This is a genomic window from Microbacterium karelineae (assembly GCF_009745985.1).
Taxonomy (GTDB): Bacteria; Actinomycetota; Actinomycetes; order Actinomycetales; family Microbacteriaceae; genus Microbacterium; species Microbacterium karelineae.
In genome coordinates this window covers 129438-149794 of the sequence record NZ_WFIX01000182.1, presented here as the reverse complement: position 1 = coordinate 149794, position 20357 = coordinate 129438, and the positions used below count along the sequence as shown (strand labels likewise).

Annotated in this window: 18 protein-coding genes; 12 read left to right on the top strand and 6 right to left on the bottom strand. The window is 70.9% G+C overall.

Going from position 1 to position 20357, the window contains the following annotated elements; genetic code table 11:
* Nucleotides 1–915, bottom strand: a complete 915-nt coding sequence (locus tag GB932_RS09720) for a metallophosphoesterase (protein ID WP_156760496.1) — start codon at nucleotides 913–915, stop codon at nucleotides 1–3.
* On the bottom strand, nucleotides 915–3683 hold the full coding sequence (locus tag GB932_RS09715; protein ID WP_156760495.1) for a transglycosylase domain-containing protein: 2769 nt from the start codon (nucleotides 3681–3683) through the stop codon (nucleotides 915–917). The genes GB932_RS09720 and GB932_RS09715 overlap by 1 nt, the downstream gene beginning before the upstream one ends.
* A 110-nt stretch (nucleotides 3684–3793) precedes the next feature.
* On the opposite strand from GB932_RS09715, the gene sp36 reads away from it, so the two are divergent.
* On the top strand, nucleotides 3794–4012 hold the full coding sequence (gene sp36, locus GB932_RS09710; RefSeq protein WP_156760494.1) for a Sp36 family protein: 219 nt from the start codon (nucleotides 3794–3796) through the stop codon (nucleotides 4010–4012).
* Nucleotides 4009–4467 carry a RidA family protein gene (locus GB932_RS09705; RefSeq protein ID WP_156760493.1) on the top strand — a complete coding sequence of 153 codons (459 nt, stop codon included), beginning with the start codon at nucleotides 4009–4011 and terminating at the stop codon, nucleotides 4465–4467. The genes sp36 and GB932_RS09705 overlap by 4 nt, the downstream gene beginning before the upstream one ends.
* Nucleotides 4468–4544: 77 nt before the next feature.
* Here the strand turns inward: GB932_RS09705 and acs are convergent, their stop codons facing one another.
* A complete protein-coding gene (gene acs / locus GB932_RS09700) occupies nucleotides 4545–6512 on the bottom strand; it encodes an acetate--CoA ligase (RefSeq protein WP_156760492.1) in 1968 nt (655 codons plus the stop codon).
* A gap of 210 nt (nucleotides 6513–6722) precedes the next feature.
* Here acs and GB932_RS09695 point away from each other — a divergent pair, with 210 nt between their 5' ends.
* From GB932_RS09695 to tmk, 7 genes are all read left to right on the top strand, one after another.
* A complete protein-coding gene (locus GB932_RS09695) occupies nucleotides 6723–7748 on the top strand; it encodes a TadA family conjugal transfer-associated ATPase (protein WP_156760491.1) in 1026 nt (341 codons plus the stop codon).
* Nucleotides 7739–8659, top strand: coding sequence for a type II secretion system F family protein (locus tag GB932_RS09690; protein WP_156760490.1), 921 nt, complete (start codon nucleotides 7739–7741; stop codon nucleotides 8657–8659). The genes GB932_RS09695 and GB932_RS09690 overlap by 10 nt, the downstream gene beginning before the upstream one ends.
* Nucleotides 8660–8690: 31 nt before the next feature.
* Nucleotides 8691–8867: a DUF4244 domain-containing protein gene (locus GB932_RS09685; protein WP_231916106.1), complete on the top strand. Its 177-nt coding sequence runs from the start codon at nucleotides 8691–8693 to the stop codon at nucleotides 8865–8867.
* The gene (locus GB932_RS09680) at nucleotides 8864–9211 is read left to right on the top strand and encodes a TadE family type IV pilus minor pilin (protein WP_156760488.1); all 348 of its coding nucleotides are present in this window, start codon (nucleotides 8864–8866) and stop codon (nucleotides 9209–9211) included. Before GB932_RS09685 ends, GB932_RS09680 begins: the two co-directional genes overlap by 4 nt.
* Nucleotides 9212–9565, top strand: coding sequence for an Rv3654c family TadE-like protein (locus GB932_RS09675; protein WP_156760487.1), 354 nt, complete (start codon nucleotides 9212–9214; stop codon nucleotides 9563–9565).
* An 82-nt stretch (nucleotides 9566–9647) separates the two neighbouring features.
* A complete protein-coding gene (topA, locus tag GB932_RS09670) occupies nucleotides 9648–12485 on the top strand; it encodes a type I DNA topoisomerase (RefSeq protein ID WP_156760486.1) in 2838 nt (945 codons plus the stop codon).
* Nucleotides 12485–13105, top strand: coding sequence for a dTMP kinase (gene tmk / locus GB932_RS09665; RefSeq protein WP_156760485.1), 621 nt, complete (start codon nucleotides 12485–12487; stop codon nucleotides 13103–13105). The genes topA and tmk overlap by 1 nt, the downstream gene beginning before the upstream one ends.
* Nucleotides 13106–13116: 11 nt before the next feature.
* Here tmk and GB932_RS09660 read toward each other — a convergent pair whose 3' ends face one another.
* Entirely contained in the window at nucleotides 13117–14127 is a 1011-nt protein-coding gene (locus tag GB932_RS09660) for a cation diffusion facilitator family transporter (protein ID WP_156760484.1), read from the bottom strand.
* Nucleotides 14120–14479: an ArsR/SmtB family transcription factor gene (locus tag GB932_RS09655; RefSeq protein ID WP_156760483.1), complete on the bottom strand. Its 360-nt coding sequence runs from the start codon at nucleotides 14477–14479 to the stop codon at nucleotides 14120–14122. The genes GB932_RS09660 and GB932_RS09655 overlap by 8 nt, the downstream gene beginning before the upstream one ends.
* 69 nt (nucleotides 14480–14548) lie before the next feature.
* On the opposite strand from GB932_RS09655, the gene GB932_RS09650 reads away from it, so the two are divergent.
* Complete coding sequence (locus GB932_RS09650; protein WP_156760482.1) at nucleotides 14549–14770, top strand: SCO4848 family membrane protein; 222 nt, start codon at nucleotides 14549–14551, stop codon at nucleotides 14768–14770.
* A gap of 94 nt (nucleotides 14771–14864) precedes the next feature.
* Here GB932_RS09650 and GB932_RS09645 read toward each other — a convergent pair whose 3' ends face one another.
* Entirely contained in the window at nucleotides 14865–15764 is a 900-nt protein-coding gene (locus tag GB932_RS09645; RefSeq protein ID WP_156760481.1) for an LLM class flavin-dependent oxidoreductase, read from the bottom strand.
* 66 nt (nucleotides 15765–15830) lie between these two features.
* Here GB932_RS09645 and GB932_RS09640 point away from each other — a divergent pair, with 66 nt between their 5' ends.
* Nucleotides 15831–17597, top strand: coding sequence for a proline--tRNA ligase (locus tag GB932_RS09640; protein WP_156760480.1), 1767 nt, complete (start codon nucleotides 15831–15833; stop codon nucleotides 17595–17597).
* A gap of 164 nt (nucleotides 17598–17761) precedes the next feature.
* Nucleotides 17762–20338 carry an ExeM/NucH family extracellular endonuclease gene (locus tag GB932_RS09635; RefSeq protein ID WP_156760479.1) on the top strand — a complete coding sequence of 859 codons (2577 nt, stop codon included), beginning with the start codon at nucleotides 17762–17764 and terminating at the stop codon, nucleotides 20336–20338.
* Nucleotides 20339–20357: the final 19 nt, after the last annotated feature.

Below are 20357 nucleotides of genomic sequence, written 5' to 3'. Positions count from 1 at the left end.
TCAGCGGCGCGGTGCGAGCGTGATGAGCGAGACCTCGGGGGCGCAGGCGAAGCGGATCGGCGCGTAGATCGAGTGACCGAGGCCGGCGCTCACGTTGAGCGGGATGTCGCGGCCGCCGTGTGACCAGGTGGACAGCCCTCGCGATTGCTTCAGTGGGATGTCGCAGTTCGCGACGAGCGCGCCGAAGCCCGGCACGCGCACCTGGCCGCCATGGGTGTGGCCCGCGAAGATCATGTCGGCACCGCGATCCATGAAGGCGTCGAGCACGCGTCGGTACGGAGCGTGTGTGACGCCGATCGTGAGCTCGCCATCGGGGAGCGCGGCGCGTGTCTCGTCGAGCGCATCCCAGTCGTCGAGGTCGTGGTGCGGGTCGTCCGTGCCGATGAAACGCAGCCGATGCCCCCGCACCTCTATCGCGGCGGAGTCGTTGTTCAGCGCCGACCAGCCGAGATCGCCGCCGAGGAAGGCATCGAGCCCGGCGGTGTCGAGGAGCGCCTCGTCATGCGCCTTCTCGGACGGGCCGAGGAAGTAGCGGAACGGGTTGCGCGGCGACGGCGCCCAGATGTCGTTCGAACCGTGCACGTGCACACCCGGCGTGCCGGCGAACGGGCCGAGCGCGGCGCGGATCGCGGGCAGCGCCGCCGGGTGCCCGAAGTTGTCACCCGTGTCGATGACGAGATCCGGGCGCAGCGACGCGAGCTTCGCGACCCACTCGCGCCGGCGGCGCTGCCACGGCGCGAGGTGCATGTCGCTGAGGTGCAGCACGCGGATCGGGGCCGTGCCCGGTTCCAGGAGGCGCACCGTGTGGTGGCGCACCGTGAACAGGAACCGCTCGACGCCGATGCCCCACGCCGCGCTCGCGGCGCCGAGCGCCCCGACCGTCGCGAGCGCGGTCGGGAGCACGCGAGGCGGCATCAGTCGTCGTTCCCGTTCCCGCGGCCGTTCCCGTTATTGCCGTTGCCGTTGTTGCCGTTGCCACCGCCGTCTCCGTCGTTGCCGTTCCCGAAGACGCCGCCGCCATCGCAGTCCGCGGCCTCCCAGTTGATCTGGACACTCGCGCCGTCGGATACCTGCGTGCCGGCGCTCGGATCGGTTCCGGTCACCCGCCGACCGTTGACACCTTCGTTCTCCGTGCATGTGCCGAAGCTCGGGTTGAGGCCCTCGTTGAAGAGCTCTCGGTTCGCCTGCGCGGGGCTCATTCCCGTGACATCGGGCACCTCGATCGCGCCCTTGCCGTCCGAGATCTGGAGTCGGACGAGGCTGCCCGCCGGGGCCTGGCCCGACGGATCCGTGCCCTCGACGAGCCCCTCGTCCTGGTCGCCCGGGACGGTGTCGCCGACCGCGACGCGGAAGCCCTCGCCTTCGAGCACGCTCGTCGCCTCGCCCACGGACATCCCCGCGACGTTCGGCACGTCCTTCTCGACGACCTGGGTCAGGTTCGAGTCCGGCTCGGGGAACGCGTCCCCGCCGTACTTCGCGTTCGCGGCGGCCTGGTTCTCCCGGGAGATCGTGTACCGGAGGTTCTGATAGCCGCGCCAGAACAGGTTGTCCATGTGAGGCGTCTCGGCGCCGGTCGGCCTGTCGACCTTGTTTGCGTACCAGAGAGCCGTGTTCGGATTGAAATCTTCCTCGTCGGGATAGACGTTGGTCCAGTTCCCGACCCACGCCGCGGTCGTGACGTTCGTCGAGGTCTGCACCATCCAGCTCTGCATGTCTTCGTGCGTACCGGTCTTGCCGAACGTCTCGATCCCGTCCGGTACACGCGCGTTGACACCCGATCCGCTGCCCTCCATGACGGCCTTCATCGTATAGGCCGTCGTGTTCGCGACGTTCTCCTCGAGCACACGATTGCATTCGGTCTCGGGCAGATCGAGCTCGTCGCCACCCGCGCCGACGACCCGCAGGATGGACGTCGGCTCGCAGCGGACACCGCCGTTGGCGACGGTCGCGTACGCGGAGGCGATGTCGACCGGGGCGATGTTCGCCGAGCCGATGACGCTGAACGCGTTCTCGTGTCCGCGGAACTCGGTTAGCGGAGTCCCGTCGCCCAGCTTGACCCCCATATCGGTGGCGACCTGGTGGATCTCGCATACGTCGAGCTGCGATGCCATCGCGTAGAACCCCGTGTTGAGTGACAGACCCGTGAACTCGCGAACGGTGCCGACCTTGCCGCCGACCGAGTTGAAGTTGTCACCCGGGACGAATGTCTCGGTGCCGACCGGCGCGCCGTTGCAGGTGAACGGCAGCGTCTGGCCCGCGCGACCGTCGAGGATCTCGTTGGCGCTGCGGCCGTTCTTCAGCCAATCGATGATCGTGAACATCTTGTACGTCGATCCCGCCGAGAAGCCGGTCGCGGCGCCGTGGTCCTCGTCGCCGGCGAAGACGATCGACGTCTCGTCCGTCACGGCATCGCCTGTCTCGCTGAACGTGGTGTTCTGCGCCATCGACAGGATGTTGCCTGTGTGGACGTCGAGCTGCACCGTCGTGCTCCCGAGACGCATGCCCTCGACGTCGTGCGGTACGTTGTTCGCCATCGTCTGCTGGGCCGAGGCCTGCAGCTGATTGTCGAGCGTCGTGTAGATCTCGAGGCCGCCGCGGGTGAGCAGATCGCTGCGCTCCTCGGGGGTCTCGCCGAACGCGTCGTCGTAGCGGTCGTCGTTGAGGATCGTGTTCTTCACGTACTGGCAGAAGTACGCCGTTCCCTGCGCCGCCGCGCAGCCCTTCTGGCGGTCCGTGAGATTCGGCTCGATCGGCTGCTCGTACGCCTCGTCGTACTCCTCCTGGGTGATGACGCCTTCTCGGAGCATGCGCGTCAGCACGTAGTTGCGACGGTCCAAGGTGAGGGCGTAGCCGTCGTCGGCGCTGTTGACGGGGTTGCCGTCGTCGTCCGTCCACGAGCCCCCCGGAATGTCGATCCGGTAGGCGTTCGGGTTCTGCACGATGCCCGCGAGGGTCGCTGCCTGCACGAGGCTCAGGTCCTTCGCCGTCGTCGAGAAGTAGCGCTGGGCGGCGGCCTCGATGCCGTAGGTGGTGCCTCCGAAGTTCGCGAGGTTCAGGTAGCCGAGCAGGATGTCCTCCTTCGAGTACTCCTGCTCGATCGTGATCGCGTACCGCATCTCCTGCAGCTTGCGCTTATAGCCCTCGGTGCCATCGGAGACGACCGCGTCCTCGTAGCAGCCGACGCTCTCTTCGTCGTTCTCGGCCGTGCGCTCGCACGCCTCGACCTGCACATTCTTGACGTACTGTTGGCTGATCGACGATCCGCCCTGCGTGTTGTCGTTGACGGCGTTGCTGAGGACGGCGCGGGTCGTGCCGATGAGATCGACGCCGCCGTGCTCGTAGTAGCGCGGGTCCTCGCTCGAGAGGATCGCGTCGTAGAGCGTCTGCGAGACCTCGTCGTATTCGACGGGCTCGCGGTTCTGGTCGTAGAACGACGCGAGTTCGTAGGTCTCGTCGCCGTTGCCCGTGTACGCGTGGATCGTCGTCGGCTCCATGGGCCGGTCGACCTGCAGCGCGCCGGGCAGGCTGTCGAAGAGCGAGATCGCGCTCGACGCCGCATAGCCGGAGACGGCGATCGCCGGGGTCACGGTCGCGGTCACGAGAATGCCGGCGATCGCGCTGAGACCGACGAGGCCGAGAAGCCCGCCGAGCACGCCGCTGGCCGTCCTTTTCGCATGAGGCATAGGCTTGATGGTAGGGGAGAAGCCTGAGACGCGTCGCGCTCGCATATCGATCTTCGACCCGATCCACAGCGTTCCAGCGCACACCGCGCCGCCCTACGACGGGAGATTCCGTGACCACCTGGGAGTACCTGACCACTCCGCTGATGATCCACAACACGGCCGCCATCCTCAACAACTGGGGGAAGCAGGGCTGGGAGCTCGTGCAGGTCGTGCAGAACGCCGACGGCGGTCTCGTGGCCTACATGAAGCGCCCCTCGGGCGCCGGCGAGCAGAACGCCGGCCTCGGCGCCGCGGCCGAGGCCGCGAAGCAGTTCGAGGGCCAGCAGTGAGCGTCTCGCAGCGTCTCGCCGAGCTCGGCATCGAGCTGCCCGCCGTCGCCGCGCCCGTCGCCAGCTACATCCCGGCGAAGACCCATGGCGACCTCGCCTGGACGTCCGGCCAGCTGCCGTTCGTCGGCGGCGAGCTGCCGCAGACCGGAAAGGTCGGCGGATCCGTGTCTGCCGACGACGCGCAGGCCCTCGCCCGCACGTGCGCGCTCAACGCGATCGCGGCCGCGGCTTCGGCCGTCGGCGGCGTCGACCGCCTCACGGGCGTGTTCAAGGTGACGGGCTTCGTCGCCTCGGATCCGACGTTCACGGGGCAGCCCGGCGTCATCAACGGCGCGAGCGAGATCCTCGGCGAGGTCTTCGGCGAGGCGGGCGCGCACAGCCGCGCCGCGGTCGGCGTCGCGGCCCTGCCGCTCGACGCCCCCGTCGAGGTCGAGGTCGCGTTCACCTTCGCATAGCGCGCACGAGTCAACAAGTCTCCGCCGAGTCCGCAGCTGTTTGCAGCGGACTCGGCGGAGACTTGTTGATATGGGGGCTACTTCACCTGGCGGGCGATGACGCTCATGACCGCCGTGTCGGCGAGGGTCTGCGTGTCGCCGACCTCACGGCCCTCGGCCACGTCACGCAGCAGGCGGCGCATGATCTTGCCCGAGCGGGTCTTCGGCAGCTCGCCGACGATGTACACGTCGCGCGGGCGGGCGATCGGCCCGATCTGCTCGCCGACCCACTGCCGCAGCGTGTTAGCGAGCCCCTCCGCCGAATTGTCCTTGAGGAAGCTCTCCTTGAGGATCACGAAGGCAACCACCGCCTGACCGGTCGTCTCATCGCTCGCCCCCACAACCGCCGCCTCGGCCGTCGCGTCGTGGGCCACGAGCGCCGACTCGATCTCGGCCGTCGACAGGCGGTGACCCGAGACGTTCATGACGTCGTCGACGCGGCCCAGCAGCCAGATGTCGCCGTCCTCGTCGAGGCGGGCGCCGTCGCCCGCGAAGTAGAAGCCCTTGTCGGCGAACATCTTCCAGTACGTCTCGACGAAGCGATCCGGGTCGCCCCAGATCCCGCGCAGCATGCTCGGCCAGGGATCCGTGACGACGAGCAGGCCGCCCGCGTCGTTGCCGACCGCCTCGCCCTTCTCATCGACGACATCGATCTCGACGCCCGGCAGCGCCACCTGCGCGGATCCCGGCTTCGTCTCGGTCACCCCCGGCAGCGCCGAGATCATGATCGCGCCCGTCTCGGTCTGCCACCAGGTGTCGACGATCGGCGTCAGGCCGGATCCGATGACCTCGCGGAACCACATCCACGCCTCGGGGTTGATCGGCTCGCCGACGGATCCGAGCAGGCGCAGGCTCGACAGGTCGCGCTTCTGCGGGATCTCGCGGCCCTGCTTCATGAAGCTGCGCACGGCCGTCGGGGCCGTGTAGAAGATCGAGACGCCGTACTTCTCGATGATGTCCCACCAGCGCCCCGGCTCGGGGAACTCGGGAGTGCCCTCGTACAGCACCTGCGTCGCGCCGTTCGCGAGGGGGCCGTAGGTGACATAGCTGTGGCCCGTGATCCAGCCGATGTCGGCCGTGCACCAGTAGACATCGGTCTCGGGGTGCAGGTCGAACACGTTGCGATGCGTGAAGGCCGCCTGCGTGAGGTAGCCGCCTGAGGTGTGCAGGATCCCCTTCGGCTTCCCCGTCGTGCCCGAGGTGTAGAGGATGAAGAGGGGGTTCTCGGCGTCGAAGGCCTCGGCCTCGTGCTCGGCGGATGCCGCCGGGACGACGTCGTGCCACCAGACGTCGCGGCCGTCGGTCCACTCGACCTCCTGCTCGGTGCGGCGCACGACGAGCACCTTCTCGACCGTCGCCTGCTCGCCGTCGCCGCGGTCGGACAGCGCCTGGTCGACGGCGGGCTTGAGCGCGGACGCCTTGCCCTTGCGGTAGCCGCCGTCGGCCGTGATGACGACCTTCGCGCCGGCGTCGTCGATGCGGGCGCGCAGGCTGTCGGCGCTGAAGCCGCCGAAGACGACCGAGTGCACGGCGCCGAGGCGCGCGACGGCGAGGAGCGACGCGATGGCCTCGGGGATCATCGGCAGGTAGATGGCGACGCGGTCGCCCTGGCCGACGCCGAGGCCCGCGAGCACATTCGCGACCCGCTTGACCTCCGCCGTCAGCTCGGCGTACGTCACAGACCGGGAGTCGCCCGGCTCGCCCTCGAAGTGGATCGCGACGCGGTCGCCGTTCCCCGCCTCCACATGACGGTCGAGGCAGTTGTAGGCGACGTTCAGCTTCCCGTCGTCGAACCACTTCGCGAAGGGCGGGTTCGACCAGTCGAGCACGTTCGTGAACGGCGTGTGCCAGTGCAGCAGCTCGCGCGACCGCGCAGCCCAGAAGCTCAGCCGGTCGTCCGCGGCCTCGTCGTAGATGCCGGGCTTCGCCACCGCGTTCTGCACGAAATCGGCGGGCGGCGCGAAGCGGCGATCCTCGGTGAGGAGGTGATCGATCTGCTGGGACATGTGTGCGCTCCTTTGCGACGAGGTGATGGTGGCGGCGATCGGGCCTGCTCCGACGCTACGACGACGGCGCGCCCCGGACTACCTCCGAAAGTGAGGTGGGCGTGTCGTGGCCCGGGTCAGCGTGTCCACAGGGGATGGATCCGCGGAGTTATCTGAGGATCCGCGGATCCGGGCGAGCGGCGCGGGCGCGGCCCTCCTAGCGTCGCCTGCATGCCCGAGCCGTTCATCGTCCAGCCGCGCACGCCGCGACAGGAGCCCGCACCCGACGCGGCGCCCGGCGCCGATCAGACGGCGCGCGGGCGCGACGCCGACGCCTTCGGCCCGCTCGCGCCGTACGTGTCCGACGAGCGCGTGACCGATGTGTTCGTCAACGGCCCGGCCGGCCTCTTCGTCGATCGCGGATCCGGGGCGGAGCGGGTTCCCGAGTGGCGGGCCTCCGAGCGGGAGGTGCGCGACCTCGCGACGGATCTCGTCAGCTGCGGCGGGCGGCACGTCGACGACTCCGCGCCGCTCGTCGACGTGCGGATGCCCGGCGGCGCCAGGGTGCATGTCGCGCTCGCGCCGATCGCGACGGGAGGGACGACGATCTCGATCCGCGTGCCCCGCCTCGCGGACGTCGACCTCGACGGGCTCGGCGCGGGAGGCGCGTTCCCACCGGCCGCGCGCGCCTGGCTCGGCAGGCTCGTCACGGAGCGGGCCAACATCCTCGTCACGGGAGGGGCCGGATGCGGGAAGACGACCCTGCTCTCGGCCCTGCTCGGCGCGGCGCCGCGCCACGAGCGCATCGTCACGATCGAGGACGTCGCCGAGCTGCGGCTGGACCACCCCCACCACGTCGCTCTCGAGGCGCGCCAGGCCAACCGGGAGGGCGCCGGCGCGATCGGGCTCGCGCGGCTCGTCCGCGAGAGCCTGCGCATGCGGCCGGACCGGATCGTCGTGGGCGAGTGCCGCGGCGAGGAGATCCGCGACCTCCTCACGGCCCTCAACACGGGGCACGACGGCGGCGCCGGAACGCTGCACGCGAACGGCCTCGCCGACGTCCCGGCGCGGCTCGAGGCGCTCGGCGCCCTCGCCGGGTGGGACGACCATGCCGTGGCGCGGCAGGCGTCCAGCGCGTTCGACGTCGTGCTGCACCTCGCCCGCGGAACGGACGGAGAGCGCCGTCTCGTCGCCGTGGGCGAGTTCCGTCAGCGCGGCGGCCGGCTCGAGATCGAGGAGGTGCGGCCATGGGGATGATCGCGCGGCGGGCCGATGCGAGACCCGAGCCCTCGGCGACATTGCTGTCGCTGGCGGTGCTCCTGCATGCCGGCGCGAGCCCCGCGGCGTCGTGGCGCCACCTCGCCGAGAACGGCGACCCCGTGGCGCAGCGGATCGTCCAGCGCTTCGACGACGGATCCGCCCTCGTCGCGGCGATCGCCGCCGAGGGCGCGGGCGGCGACGCCTCGTGGGGCGACGTCGCGGCGGCATGGGAGGCGGCCGAGACGGTCGGCGCACCCCTCGCGGAGACGCTGCGCGCCGTCGCCTCCTCGCTGCGCGACGCGTCCGAGCTGCGCGACGATGTGCGCGTCGCGCTCGCCGAGCCGATGGCGTCGGCGCGCCTCATGATGTGGCTCCCGCTGCTCGGCGTGGTCGTCGGGGTGGGCCTCGGCCTCGATCCGCTCGGCGTGCTGTTCGGCACGACGCTCGGGCTCGTGTGCCTGACGGCGGGCCTCGCGCTCATCGTGCTCGCGCGCTGGTGGACCCGCCGGCTCGTGCGCGCCGCGCAGCCCGCGCCCGGCACGCCGGGGATGCACGAGGAGCTGCTCGCCGTCGCCCTGTCGGGAGGGGTGTCGGTCGCCAGGGCGCGCGACGTGCTCGCGGGATGCGATGAGTGGTCGGGCGCGGCGACCCGCTCCGGCGAGGAGGCGGACCGGGTGCTCGCGCTGTCGCGTGCGGCGGGGGTGCCGGCCATCGAGCTGCTGCGCGCATCGGCCGCGCACGCCCGCCACCGCGCCCGCATCGACGGGCGGCTGCGCGGGTCGCGGCTCGGCACGCGCCTCCTCCTGCCGATGGGCGTGTGCACGCTCCCGGCCTTCCTGCTGCTCGGCGTCGCGCCCATGCTCCTCAGCGTGCTCACCGCGACGCCGATCCCCACGTTCGCCGGATGAGCCGGCGGGCACGAGAAACACGATGAAGAAAGTGAGGAATCCCATGAAGGAGCTGTGGAGCGACGAAGAAGGAGCATCGACGGCGGAGTACGCGATCGTGACGATGGCGGCCGTCGCGATCGCCGGCGTCCTCGTCGCCGTGATGCGTTCGGGCAGCGTGCAGTCGCTGCTGCAGGGCATCGTCGAGAAGGCGCTGCAGGCGCCATGATCCCCGCCTCCCGCCCCGGGCGGGACGACCGCGGCTCCGCTTCGGCGGAGTTCGCGGTCGCCCTCCCGGCGCTCATCGTCGCCATCGCGCTCGGCATCGGGGCGCTCGCCGCCGCGTCGGCGCAGGTGCGCCTGCAGGACGCGGCCGCCGACGCGGCGCGCCTCGTCGCCCGCGGCGAGCCCGACCGCGCCGGATCCGTCGTCGGATCCGCCGTCCCCGGCGCGGCCTCCTCGATCGGCGGGCAGGGCGATCTCGTCTGTGTGACGGCGAGCGCTGAGGTGCGCCTGGCGACGCTCGCGATCCCGCTGGCGGCGACGAGCTGCGCGCTCGAGGGCGGCCTGTAGATGGGCGCCTCCGTCGTGACGGCCGCCGCGATCGGCGTGGCCGCGAGCCTCGCGGTCGGCTGCGCCGTCGTCGGGGCGGCCGCGACCGAGTCGCAGCGGGCCGCCGGGATCGCCGACGCGGCGGCGCTCGCCGCGGCCGATGCGCTGAGCGGATTCGCGGCGGGGGAGCCGTGCGCGCGGGCCGCCGCCGTCGCCGACGCGCAGGGCGCGGGCGTGCGGAGTTGCGAAGTGGTGGGCCGAGAGGCCACGATCGAGATCTCGACCGGGTTCGCGGGCCTTCCCGTCATCGCGATCGCCCGCGCCGGGCCCCCTCCCGGCGGCGCGTCTCTGTTCGACGCGCAGGCAGACCCCTGACTCGAACCCACGGGTGCCGCCGCCGCACGTCGCCGCACAGTCGGCGGTGTGTATGGTGTGCATCGAAGAAAGGACGCCCCCTTTGGCAGACGGCAAGAAACTCGTCATCGTCGAGTCGCCCACGAAGATGCGCTCCATCCAGGGCTATCTCGGAGACGACTACGAGGTCCTCAGCTCGGTGGGTCACATCCGCGACCTCGCGGGAAAGCGCGACATCCCCGAGAAGGATCGCGCGGCGTTCGGGAAGTACTCGATCGACGTCGAGCACGGGTTCACCCCGTACTACGTCGTGAGCGATCGCAAGACGAAGACCGTCAGCGAGCTGCGTCGCGCGCTGAAGGGAGCGAGCGAGCTCGTGCTCGCGACCGATGGCGACCGCGAGGGCGAGGCCATCGCGTGGCACCTGCTCGAGACGCTCAAGCCCAAGGTGCCCGTCAAGCGCATGGTGTTCCACGAGATCACCAAGGACGCGATCCGGAAGGCCGTCGAGTCGACGCGCGAGCTCGACACGTCGCTCGTCGACGCGCAGGAGACGCGCCGCGTGCTCGACCGCCTCTACGGGTGGGACGTCTCGCCGGTGCTGTGGCGCAAGGTCGGCTCGGGCACGGCGGGCCAGGCGCTCAGCGCCGGCCGCGTGCAGTCGGCCGCGACCCGCATGGTCGTCGACCGTGAGCGCGAGCGCATGGCCTTCGTCTCGGCCGACTACTGGTCGATCGCCGCACAGGCCGACCGCGGCGGATCCGACTTCGCGATCCGCCTCGCGCGCGTCGACGGCGCCCCGCTCGCCTCGGGCCGCGACTTCGACGACAAGGGCCAGCTGACGCGCGCCGTCGTCGTGCTCGACGAGCAGGGCGCGACCCGGCTCGCCGCCGCGATCGACGAGACCGGATCCGCGAAGGTCGCGAAGGTCGAATCGAAGCCCGGCACGCGGCGCCCCTACGCGCCGTTCACGACGTCGACGCTGCAGCAGGAGGCGGGCCGCAAGCTCGGCATGACCGCGAAGGTCGCGATGTCGGTCGCGCAGAGCCTCTACGAGCGCGGATACATCACCTATATGCGCACCGACTCGACGAACCTCAGTTCGCAGGCCGTGCAGGCCGCGCGCTCGCAGGCCGTCGCGCTGTACGGCGACGCGGCGGTGCCCGCGAAGCCGCGCATGTACGCGTCGAAGTCGAAGAACGCGCAGGAGGCGCACGAGGCGATCCGCCCCTCGGGCGAGACCTTCCGCACACCCAAGGACGTCGCGGGCCAGCTCGGCCGCGACGAGCAGCGCATGTACGACCTCATCTGGAAGCGCACGATCGCCAGCCAGATGAGCGACGCGAAGCTCGAGACGACGACCGTCACCCTCTCGGCTCAGGCCGATGGCAAGGCCCTCGAGCTCACGGCGTCCGGCACGGTCTACACCTTCAAGGGCTTCGTCGAGGCGTACGAGGAGGGAGCCGACGAGAAGCGCTTCTCGGGCGACGAGGATTCGAATCAGCGCCTGCCGAAGGTCGCCGAGGGCGATGTGCTCGACGTCCGGGACGCCGAGGCGAAGGGCCACGCGACCTCGCCCAAGCCGCGCTACACGGAGGCGACGCTCGTCAAGGCGCTCGAGGAGAAGGGCATCGGCCGTCCCTCGACGTTCGCGAGCATCATCGGCGTGATCCTCGACCGCGGCTACGTCGTCAAGCGCGGGCAGGCGCTCGTGCCGACCTGGCTCGCGTTCAGCGTGATCCGACTGCTCGAACAGCACTTCGGCGACCTCGTCGACTACGACTTCACCGCCGAGCTCGAGGAGGACCTCGACCGCATCGCGCGCGGCGAGGCCGACCGTGCCGAGTGGCTGAAGTCGTTCTACTACGGCGGCGATGAGCACCCCGGGCTCCGCACCATCGTCGACAACCTCGGCGAGATCGACGCCCGCGAGCTCAACGCGACCCGCATCACCGACACCGCCACGCTGCGCTTCGGTCGCTACGGCCCGTATCTCGACGTGATCGACCCCGAGAAGCCCGACGCGGAACCGCGGCGCATCAACGTGCCCGAGGACCTCGCGCCCGACGAGCTCACGGCCGAGAAGGTGCAGGAGCTCATCGACGCGCCCGTCGGCGGCAACCGCGTGCTCGGCGAGAACCCCGACAACGGCAAGATCGTCGTCGTGAAGGACGGCCGGTTCGGCCCGTACCTCGAGGAGACGGAGCCCGCAGACCCCGACGAGGTCGACACCGCGACAGGCGAGGTCTCAGACGAGACGGCGAAGAAGAAGCCCGCGAAGAAGAAGGCCGCGCCGAAGCCGCGCCGAGCCTCCCTGTTCAAGAGCATGTCTCCCGAGACGATCGAGCTCGACGTGGCCCTGCAGCTGCTGAGCCTGCCGCGCACCGTCGGGGCTGATCCCGAGAGCGGCGACGAGATCACGGCGCAGAACGGCCGCTACGGCCCGTACCTCAAGAAGGGCACCGATTCGCGGTCGCTCGAGAACGAGCAGCAGATCTTCGACATCACGCTCGAGGAGGCGCTCGAGGTCTACAAGAAGCCGAAGTACGGCGCGCGCCGCGCGGCCTCCGCCCTCAAGGAGTTCGAGAAGGAGGATCCCGCGAGCGGCAAGGCCGTGCGGATCCGCGACGGCCGCTTCGGCGCGTACGTCACCGACGGCGAGACGAACGCGACGATCCCGCGCGGCGAGAACGTGGAGGACGTCGACTTCGAGCGCGCCGTGCAGCTGCTGGCGGACAAGCGTGCGAAGGGGCCGGCGAAGAAGGGCGGCGCCCGGAAGGCGCCAGCGAAGAAGGCTCCGGCTAAGAAGACCACCGCCAAGAAGACGACGGCCGCGAAGAAGACGGTGTCGGCGTCGCGCTCCGAGGCGGCCAAGAAGGCGGCCGCGACGCGCGCCGCGAACAAGGCGGCCAGGGAGGCGCAGGCCGCCGCCGGCGAGTGATGAGCGCCGGACTCTGGATCACGTTCGAGGGCGGTGACGGCTCGGGCAAGACCACCCAGGCCGAGCTGCTCCGCGAGTGGTGCGAGGAGCAGGGGCGGGCCGTCGTCCGCACACGCGAACCCGGCGGCACCGAGGTGGGCCGCACGATCCGCGAGCTCGTGCTGCACCACCGCGGCGACATCGGTGCGCGCGCCGAGGCTCTCCTGTTCGCCGCCGACCGGTCGCACCATGTGGCCACCCTCGTGAACCCCGCGCGTGAGCGGGGCGAGGTCGTCATCCAGGACCGGTACCTCGACTCATCGGTCGCATACCAGGGTGCGGCTCGCGCCCTCGGCGCCGACGAGGTGCGCGAGCTGTCGCTGTGGGCGACCGAGGGGGCTCTGCCGGACGTGACGGTGCTGCTCGACCTCGATCCCGCGGCGGCGCGCGCCCGGCTCGACGCCGCAGACAAGCCCTTCGACCGACTCGAGGCCGAGAAGGCGGAGTTCCACGGCCGCGTGCGCGACGCCTACCTCCGGCTCGCGGAGACGGAGCCGGAGCGTTTCCTCGTGCTCGACGCGACCCTCCCCGTCGGCGAGCTCGCCGCGCGGATCCGCGAGCGCGTCTCGCCGCTCATCTGACGCGCGCCCCGTCAGGCGGTCGGGTCGCGAGGAGACGCCGACGGGGCGACCTCGACGATGAACGTGTCGAGGTGGGGGAGGTGCTCGCGCGCCTCGCGCTGCACCGCGGTGCGCACGCGGTCGACGTCGGCGGCCGTACGTCCCGCGCAGGCGACGACCGCGTCGCCCTGGAGGCGGTGGCCGCTCCAGCGCAGCCGCAGCCGGTCGACCCTCTCGATCTCGGGCACGTGCGAGAGCGCCTCCTCGGCGCGCAGCGTGAGCTGCGGATCCACGCCGTCGAGCAGGCGGCGCCCCACCGAGCGCAGGGTGCCGACGAGCAGTGCGACGATGAGCGCGGCGATGAGCAGGCCGACGATCGGATCCGCGAGCGGGAAGCCGAGCATGACCCCGAGCCCGCCGAGCACGACCGCGAGAGACGTGAAGCCGTCCGTGCGGGCGTGCACGCCGTCGGCGACGAGCGCGGCCGAGCCGATGCGACGGCCGACGCGGATGCGGTAGATCGCGACGGCCTCGTTGCCGGCGAAGCCGACGATGCCCGCCGCCATCACCCAGCCGAGGTGCGAGATCGGCTGGGGATCGATGAGGCGATCGATCGCCTGCCATGCCGCGACGACGGCCGACAGCGCGATCGTCGCGACGATCGCGAGCCCGGCGAGGTCCTCGGCGCGCCCGAGGCCGTTGGGATAGGTCCGCGTCGGGCGGCGGCGCGTGAGCACGAACGCGATCCACAGCGGCACGGCGGTGAGGGCATCGGAGAGGTTGTGCACGGTGTCGGCGAGGAGCGCGATGGATCCGCTCACCACCACGATCGCGGCCTGCGCCAGCGTCGTGGCGAGCATGAGCACGAGGCTCACCTTGACGGCGCGGATCCCGGCCCTGTTCGCGCGGGCGGCGTCGTCGATCGAATCGGCGACGTCGTGCGTGTGAGGGACGAAGATCTCGTGCAGGAAGCCGCGGAGGCCGCGCGGATGGTCGTGTTCCTGCGCCGCGGTGTGGGGGTGCGCGTGTGCGTGGTCAGTCATCGCGGGCCTCGTGGTGGTGGCGCGGAGTGCCGATCGTGTGCTCGGCCTGCTGGATGGCGTCGGTGACGAGCTGCGAGGCGTGCTCGTTCTCGAGCCGGTAGAACACCCGCTGCGCGTCCTGCCGCGCCTGGACGATGCGTGCCATCCGCAGCTTCGCGAGGTGCTGAGAGACCGCGGCGGGTGACTTGTCGACGATGTCGGCGAGGCGCCCGACCGAGAGCTCCTCGTTCTGGCGCAGGGCGAGGACGATGCGCACGCGCGTCGGATCGGCGAGCATCTGGAACACCTCGACGGCGAGCTCGACGAAGGAGCTGTCCGGATCCAATCCGCATGTCTTCTTATTTGCGTTCATACGCAGATAATGGCATATGAGGCTGCCGTTGTCGACCCGCCTCGCAGGACGCGGGGCGACAATGGGGGCGTGCTGACCTTCCTCGCCCTGCTGCTCCTCGTCAACGCCGCCTTCAACGTCGTCGTCTGGCCGCGCTTCTACTCGCGCGTCGCGGCGGATCCCCGCGCCCGCGACGAGGACGGGCGCCCGACGCGCTTCCTCACGGTGCACGCGATCCTCATCGGCATCGCCCTGCTGCTCGCGCTCGGCTCGGCGCTCGCCGGCGGCGCCGTCCTCATCGGCTGGCGCTGAGGCGCCCGCGCGCGAGCAGGAGCGCGTTCGCGAGTGCCGACGCGCCCTTTCGTGCGCGGTCGGCGACGGAACGGCACTCGGGAGATCCTCGCCGTCAGAGGCGCGACGCGACCTCTGCGAGGAAGCGATCGGACGCGTCGGCGATCTCCGACGCCGAGCGCAGGTTCACGACGGGGAGGATGAACTCGTCGACGCCCGCGGCGGCGTATGAGCCCAGCTGGTCGACGATCTCCGCCGTGGATCCGCCGATCGCGGGGCGCGTCATCTGCGCGGCCCGCTTCGCGCCCTCCTGGCCATGGAGCACGAACGCCTGCGTCGTCCGCCACAGAGAACGCGGATCGCGCCCCGCGCTCTCGAGCGCAGAGGTGAAGATCCGGTTCTTTCGGGCGTACTCGTCCGGGCGCGACCAGAAGTTCCACTCATCGGCGTAGCGGGCGACGATCTTCGGCATGACCTTCTCGCCCTTGCCGCCCACGAGGATCGGCAGATCGGCGTGGGGGCGCGGATTCAGCGATGCTCGTTCGAGCGTGTACCGCTCACCGGCGTGGTCGACGAAGTCCTCGTCGCGCAGCCGCGTGATGACGTCGAGCGACTCGCGCAACCAGCGGATCCGACTCGGTACGTCGCCGAACGGGAGGCCGAACGCGCGATGCTCGTTCTCCTGCCATCCGGCGCCGATGCCCAGGACGAAGCGGCCGTCCGCGATGTCGCTGAGGGAGGCGGCCTGTTTCGCGACCAGGGCCGGATGACGGTAGGTGTTGCCGAGCACCATGGATCCGACGCGCAGGCGCGCGGTCGAGCTCGCGAGCGCCGTGAGCTGCGTGAGGCATTCTCCGCGCGCCCCGTCGTTCGGCTCGGCGGTGTTGTCCATGAAGTGGTCTTCGATCCAGAGCCCGCGCCACGTGGTGGTGCCGGCGGCGGATTCGACGTGCTGTGCGGCGGCGCGCAGCTCCCGCCAGGGGAGGTGGGCCGGGAGCCAGAGTGAGAACCTCATGCCGTCACGCTACCCGCGCGCCTGCGGCGTGACGGCGCACAGCGGCAGCGGCCGTAGACTTCGTCTGTGGTCACCCGTCTGTCTAAGCTCTTCGTTCGCACGCTCCGTGAAGATCCCGCCGATGCGGAGGTGCGCAGTCACCGTCTGCTGGTGCGCGCGGGATACATCCGGCGCCAGGCCCCCGGCATCTTCGCCTGGCTGCCGCTCGGCCTGCGCGTGAAGACGCGCATCGAGAAGATCGTGCGCGAGGAGATGGAGGCGGCCGGCGCGCAGGAGGTGCACTTTCCCGCGCTGATGCCCCGCGAGCCGTACGAGCAGACGGGCCGCTGGACGGAGTACGGCGACGGCCTGTTCCGGCTGCAGGACCGCAAGCAGGGCGACTACCTCCTCGCCCCCACTCACGAGGAGGCGTTCACGCTGCTCGTGAAGGACCTCTACACCTCGTACAAGGACCTGCCGCTGACGATCTATCAGATCCAGGACAAGTACCGCGACGAGGCCAGGCCGCGCGCGGGCCTGCTGCGCGGCCGCGAGTTCACGATGAAGGACGCGTACTCGTTCGATCACACGGACGCGGGCCTCGACGCGAGCTACGAAGCGCAGCGCGACGCGTACGAGCGCATCTTCCAGCGCCTCGGCGTCGAGTACGAGATCGTGCAGGCCGATGCGGGCGCCATGGGCGGATCGCGCAGCGAGGAGTTCCTGCACCCGACTCCCGTCGGTGAGGACACCTTCGTCCGCAGCGACGGCGGGTACGCCGCCAACGTCGAGGCGTTCACAACCCTGGTGCCCGACGCGATCGGCTTCGACGACGCCCCCGCCCCCGCCGTCTACGACTCGCCGGGCACGACGACGATCGACACGCTCGTCGCCCACGCCAACGAGGCCGTTCCCGGCGCGCCCGAGGGCGGCTGGACGGCCGCGCACACGCTGAAGAACGTCGTGCTGGCCCTGACGCATCCGGGCGGCGAGCGCGAGATCATCGTCGTCGGCATCCCCGGCGACCGCGGCGTCGACGACAAGCGGGTCGAGGTCGCCTTCGCCCCGGCCGAGGTCGAGCCGGCGACGGCGGAGGACATCGCGAAGCACCCGCTTCTCGTGCGCGGCTTCATCGGGCCGTGGACCGCCGATGGGACGTTCCTCGGGGAGGAGTCGGCGACGGGGATCCGCTACCTCCTCGACCCGCGCATCGTGGACGGAACGCGCTGGATCACGGGTGCGAACGCGGTCGATCGCCACGTGTCGGGGCTCGTCGCCGGCCGTGACTTCACGGCCGACGGCTTCGTCGAGGTCGCGAACGTGCGCGCAGGAGATCCGGCGCCGGACGGATCCGGCCCCGTGCGCCTCGAGCGCGGCATGGAGATCGGGCACGTCTTCCAGCTCGGCCGCAAGTACGCCGAGGCGCTCGGGCTCAAGGTCCTCGACGAGAACGGCAAGCAGGTCACCGTGACGATGGGCTCGTACGGCATCGGCGTCACGCGCGTGCTCGCGATCATCGCCGAGCTCCTGAGCGACGAGCGAGGCCTCATCTGGCCCGCGCAGATCGCGCCGTTCGACGTGCACGTCGTCGCGACGGGCAAGGGCCAGGAGGCCTATGACCTCGCCGACGAGCTGATCGCCGCCCTCGAGGTCGCGGGCAGGGACGTGCTCTTCGACGACCGCCCGAAGGCGTCTCCCGGCGTGAAGTTCGGCGACGCCGAGCTGATCGGGGTGCCGCAGCTCGTCGTGGTCGGACGCGGCGCGAAGGACGGCGAGGTCGAGCTCTGGGACCGCCGCACGGGGGAGCGCGAGACGATCCCGCTCGCGGATGCCGTCGCCCGTCTCACGGCGTAGGGGCGCGGCGCGGGAGGAATGTCGGGGGTCTCCGGCAGGATCAGGGGCAGTTTCCCTCCTGGCCACCTGGTGGATAGGTTCGGGAAACACGTCGGTGGCACCATTCGGAGGTTGCCGACGTTCGTCGGCCGAATCCGATCAGCTCTACTGGGAGACCCTCACGCATGTCACAGCAGACACGACCCCACGCGCGCCGCGGTGCGGCCGCGCTCGCGAGCGCCGGGCTGGCGCTCGGCGGCCTCGTCGCCGTCCCGGCGGCGGCCGTCGCCGCACCTGACGGATCCGGCCTCGTCATCAGCGAGGTGTACGGAGGCGGCGGCAACAGCGGCGCGCCCCTGACGCACGACTTCGTCGAGCTCTTCAACCCGACGGACGCCGAGATCGACCTCGCGGGCCTGCGGCTCGAGTACAAGTCGGCTGCGGGCGGGTCGGGCGGCACGCTCGCCCTCGAGGGCACAGTCGAGCCGGGCACGCACTTCCTCGTGCAGCTCGCGGCGGGCAGCGGGGCGGGCGAGGCCCTCCCGGCGGCCGACCAGACGGGCTCCATGAACATGTCCGCCTCGAGCGGGCGTGTCTACCTCTACGAGGGCGACGGCGCCTTCCCCGCGACCGAGGGCGACCTCGCGGGCGCGGAGGGCCTCGTCGACATGGTCGGCTACGGATCCGCTGCCTCCTACGAGCAGGATGCGGCCGGCGGCCTCAGCAACTCGACGAGCGCGTCGCGCGGCGCCGACGGCGCCGACAGCGACGACAACTCCGCCGACTTCACGGTCGGCGCGCCGACGCCGGCGAGCGCGGGCGGCGATGGCGGATCCGAGGATCCCGACCCCACGCCGACCGATCCGATCGCCCTGTCGATCGCCGAGGTGCAGGGCACGGGCGATGCGAGCGAGCACCAGGGCGCGACCGTCATCGTCGAGGGCGTCGTCACGGCCGACTGGCGCGAGGGCGGCTTCAACGGCTTCACGCTGCAGGATCCCGCGGGCGACCCGTCCGACGGCGCCTCCGACGCGATCTTCGTCTGGGGCGAGAACGCGCGCGCCGAGATCGGCGAGAGCGTGCGGGTGACGGGCGAGGTCAGCGAATACGACGGGCTCACCGAGATCACGGTCGACGACATCGAGGTGCTCGAGGGCGATCTCGGGGCGATCGAACCGCTCACCGACTGGGAGCAGATCGCGACGGACGAGGGCAGGGAAGCGCACGAGAGCGAGCTCGTCCAGCTCGACGCGCCCTTCACGGTGAGCGACAACTACGACGCGAACTTCTACGGGAGCTTCCTGCTCGCGCACGGGGACGAGCCGCTGCGACAGCCGACGGCCGACATCGACCCGCACGACGCCGAGGCGATCGACGCGGCGCTCGCCGAGAACGCCGCGCGGTCGATCACGCTCGACGACGCGCGCAGCACCAACTTCAGCAGCCGTACGGACGAGCCGCTCTCGTACCTCACCCTCGACTCGCCCGTGCGCGTCGGCGCCGAGGTCGAGTTCGTCCAGCCCGTCGTCCTCGACTACCGCTACGGCGGATGGCGACTGCAGCCCACGACGCCCATCGTGGGCGACGGATCCGAGGTCGTCACGTTCGGCGACGAGCGCGCGGCGAATGCCGAGCCTCAGGACGTCGGCGGGGACATCTCGATCGCGAACTTCAACGTCCTGAACTACTTCCCGACGACCGCGGCCGACTTCGTGGAGTCGGGGCTCGGCACGTGCACGACGTACGACGACCGGGAGGGCACGCCGATCGGGTCGAACCGCTGCGAGCCGAACGGCCCGCGCGGCGCCGCGACCGACGAGAGCTTCGCGCGGCAGGAGGCGAAGATCGTGAACGCGATCAGCACGATGGGCGCCTCGATCGTCTCGCTCCAGGAGATCGAGAACTCCGCCGCCTTCGGGAAGGACCGCGACGCCGCGGTCGCGACGCTCGTCGCCGCGCTGAACGAGCGCGACGGCGACGGCGTGTGGGGCTACGCCGCGAGCCCCGACGAGGTGCCGGCCGAGGAAGACGTGATCCGCAACGCGTTCATCTTCCGCACGGCTGACGTCGAGCTCGTCGGAGACTCGCACATCCTCACGGGCGACCCGGCGTTCGTCAACGCGCGCGAGCCGCTGTTCCAGGGCTTCAAGGCCCGAGGCGCGAGCGATGACGACGCGTTCCTGGTGGCGTCGAACCACCTCAAGTCGAAGGGCTCCGGCGTCGACGACGGCACGGGCCAGGGCAAGGCCAACCCCGACCGCATCGCGCAGGCGTCCTCGCTCGTCGCCTTCGCGGACGACGTGCGCGAGGCCACGGGCATCGACGGGGTCTTCCTCACGGGCGACTTCAACGCGTACGCGGCGGAGGACCCGGCGCGCACGATCGAGGGCGCGGGCTACACCAACCTCAACTACGCCCTCAACGGCGGCGAGGCGACCTACGTCTACGACGGCATGTCGGGTTCGCTCGACCACGTCTTCGCCAACGGCGCCGCGCTCGAGGCCGTGACAGGCGTCGACGTCTGGCAGATCAACGCGCAGGAGCAGGTCGGCTACGAGTACAGCCGGTACAACTACAACGCGACGCTGCTCTACGACGAAACCGTCTTCCGCGCGAGCGACCACAACCCGATCGTCGTCGGCATCGAGGTGGCCTCCGCGGAGGCTCCCGAGCACCCCGGCAAGGGGCGGGGCAAGGGCAAGGGCCTCGGCAACGGGAACGGCGTGGGCAAGGGATGGGGCCTGAACGTCGACCGACTCTGATCGCACATCCCGCCGAGGG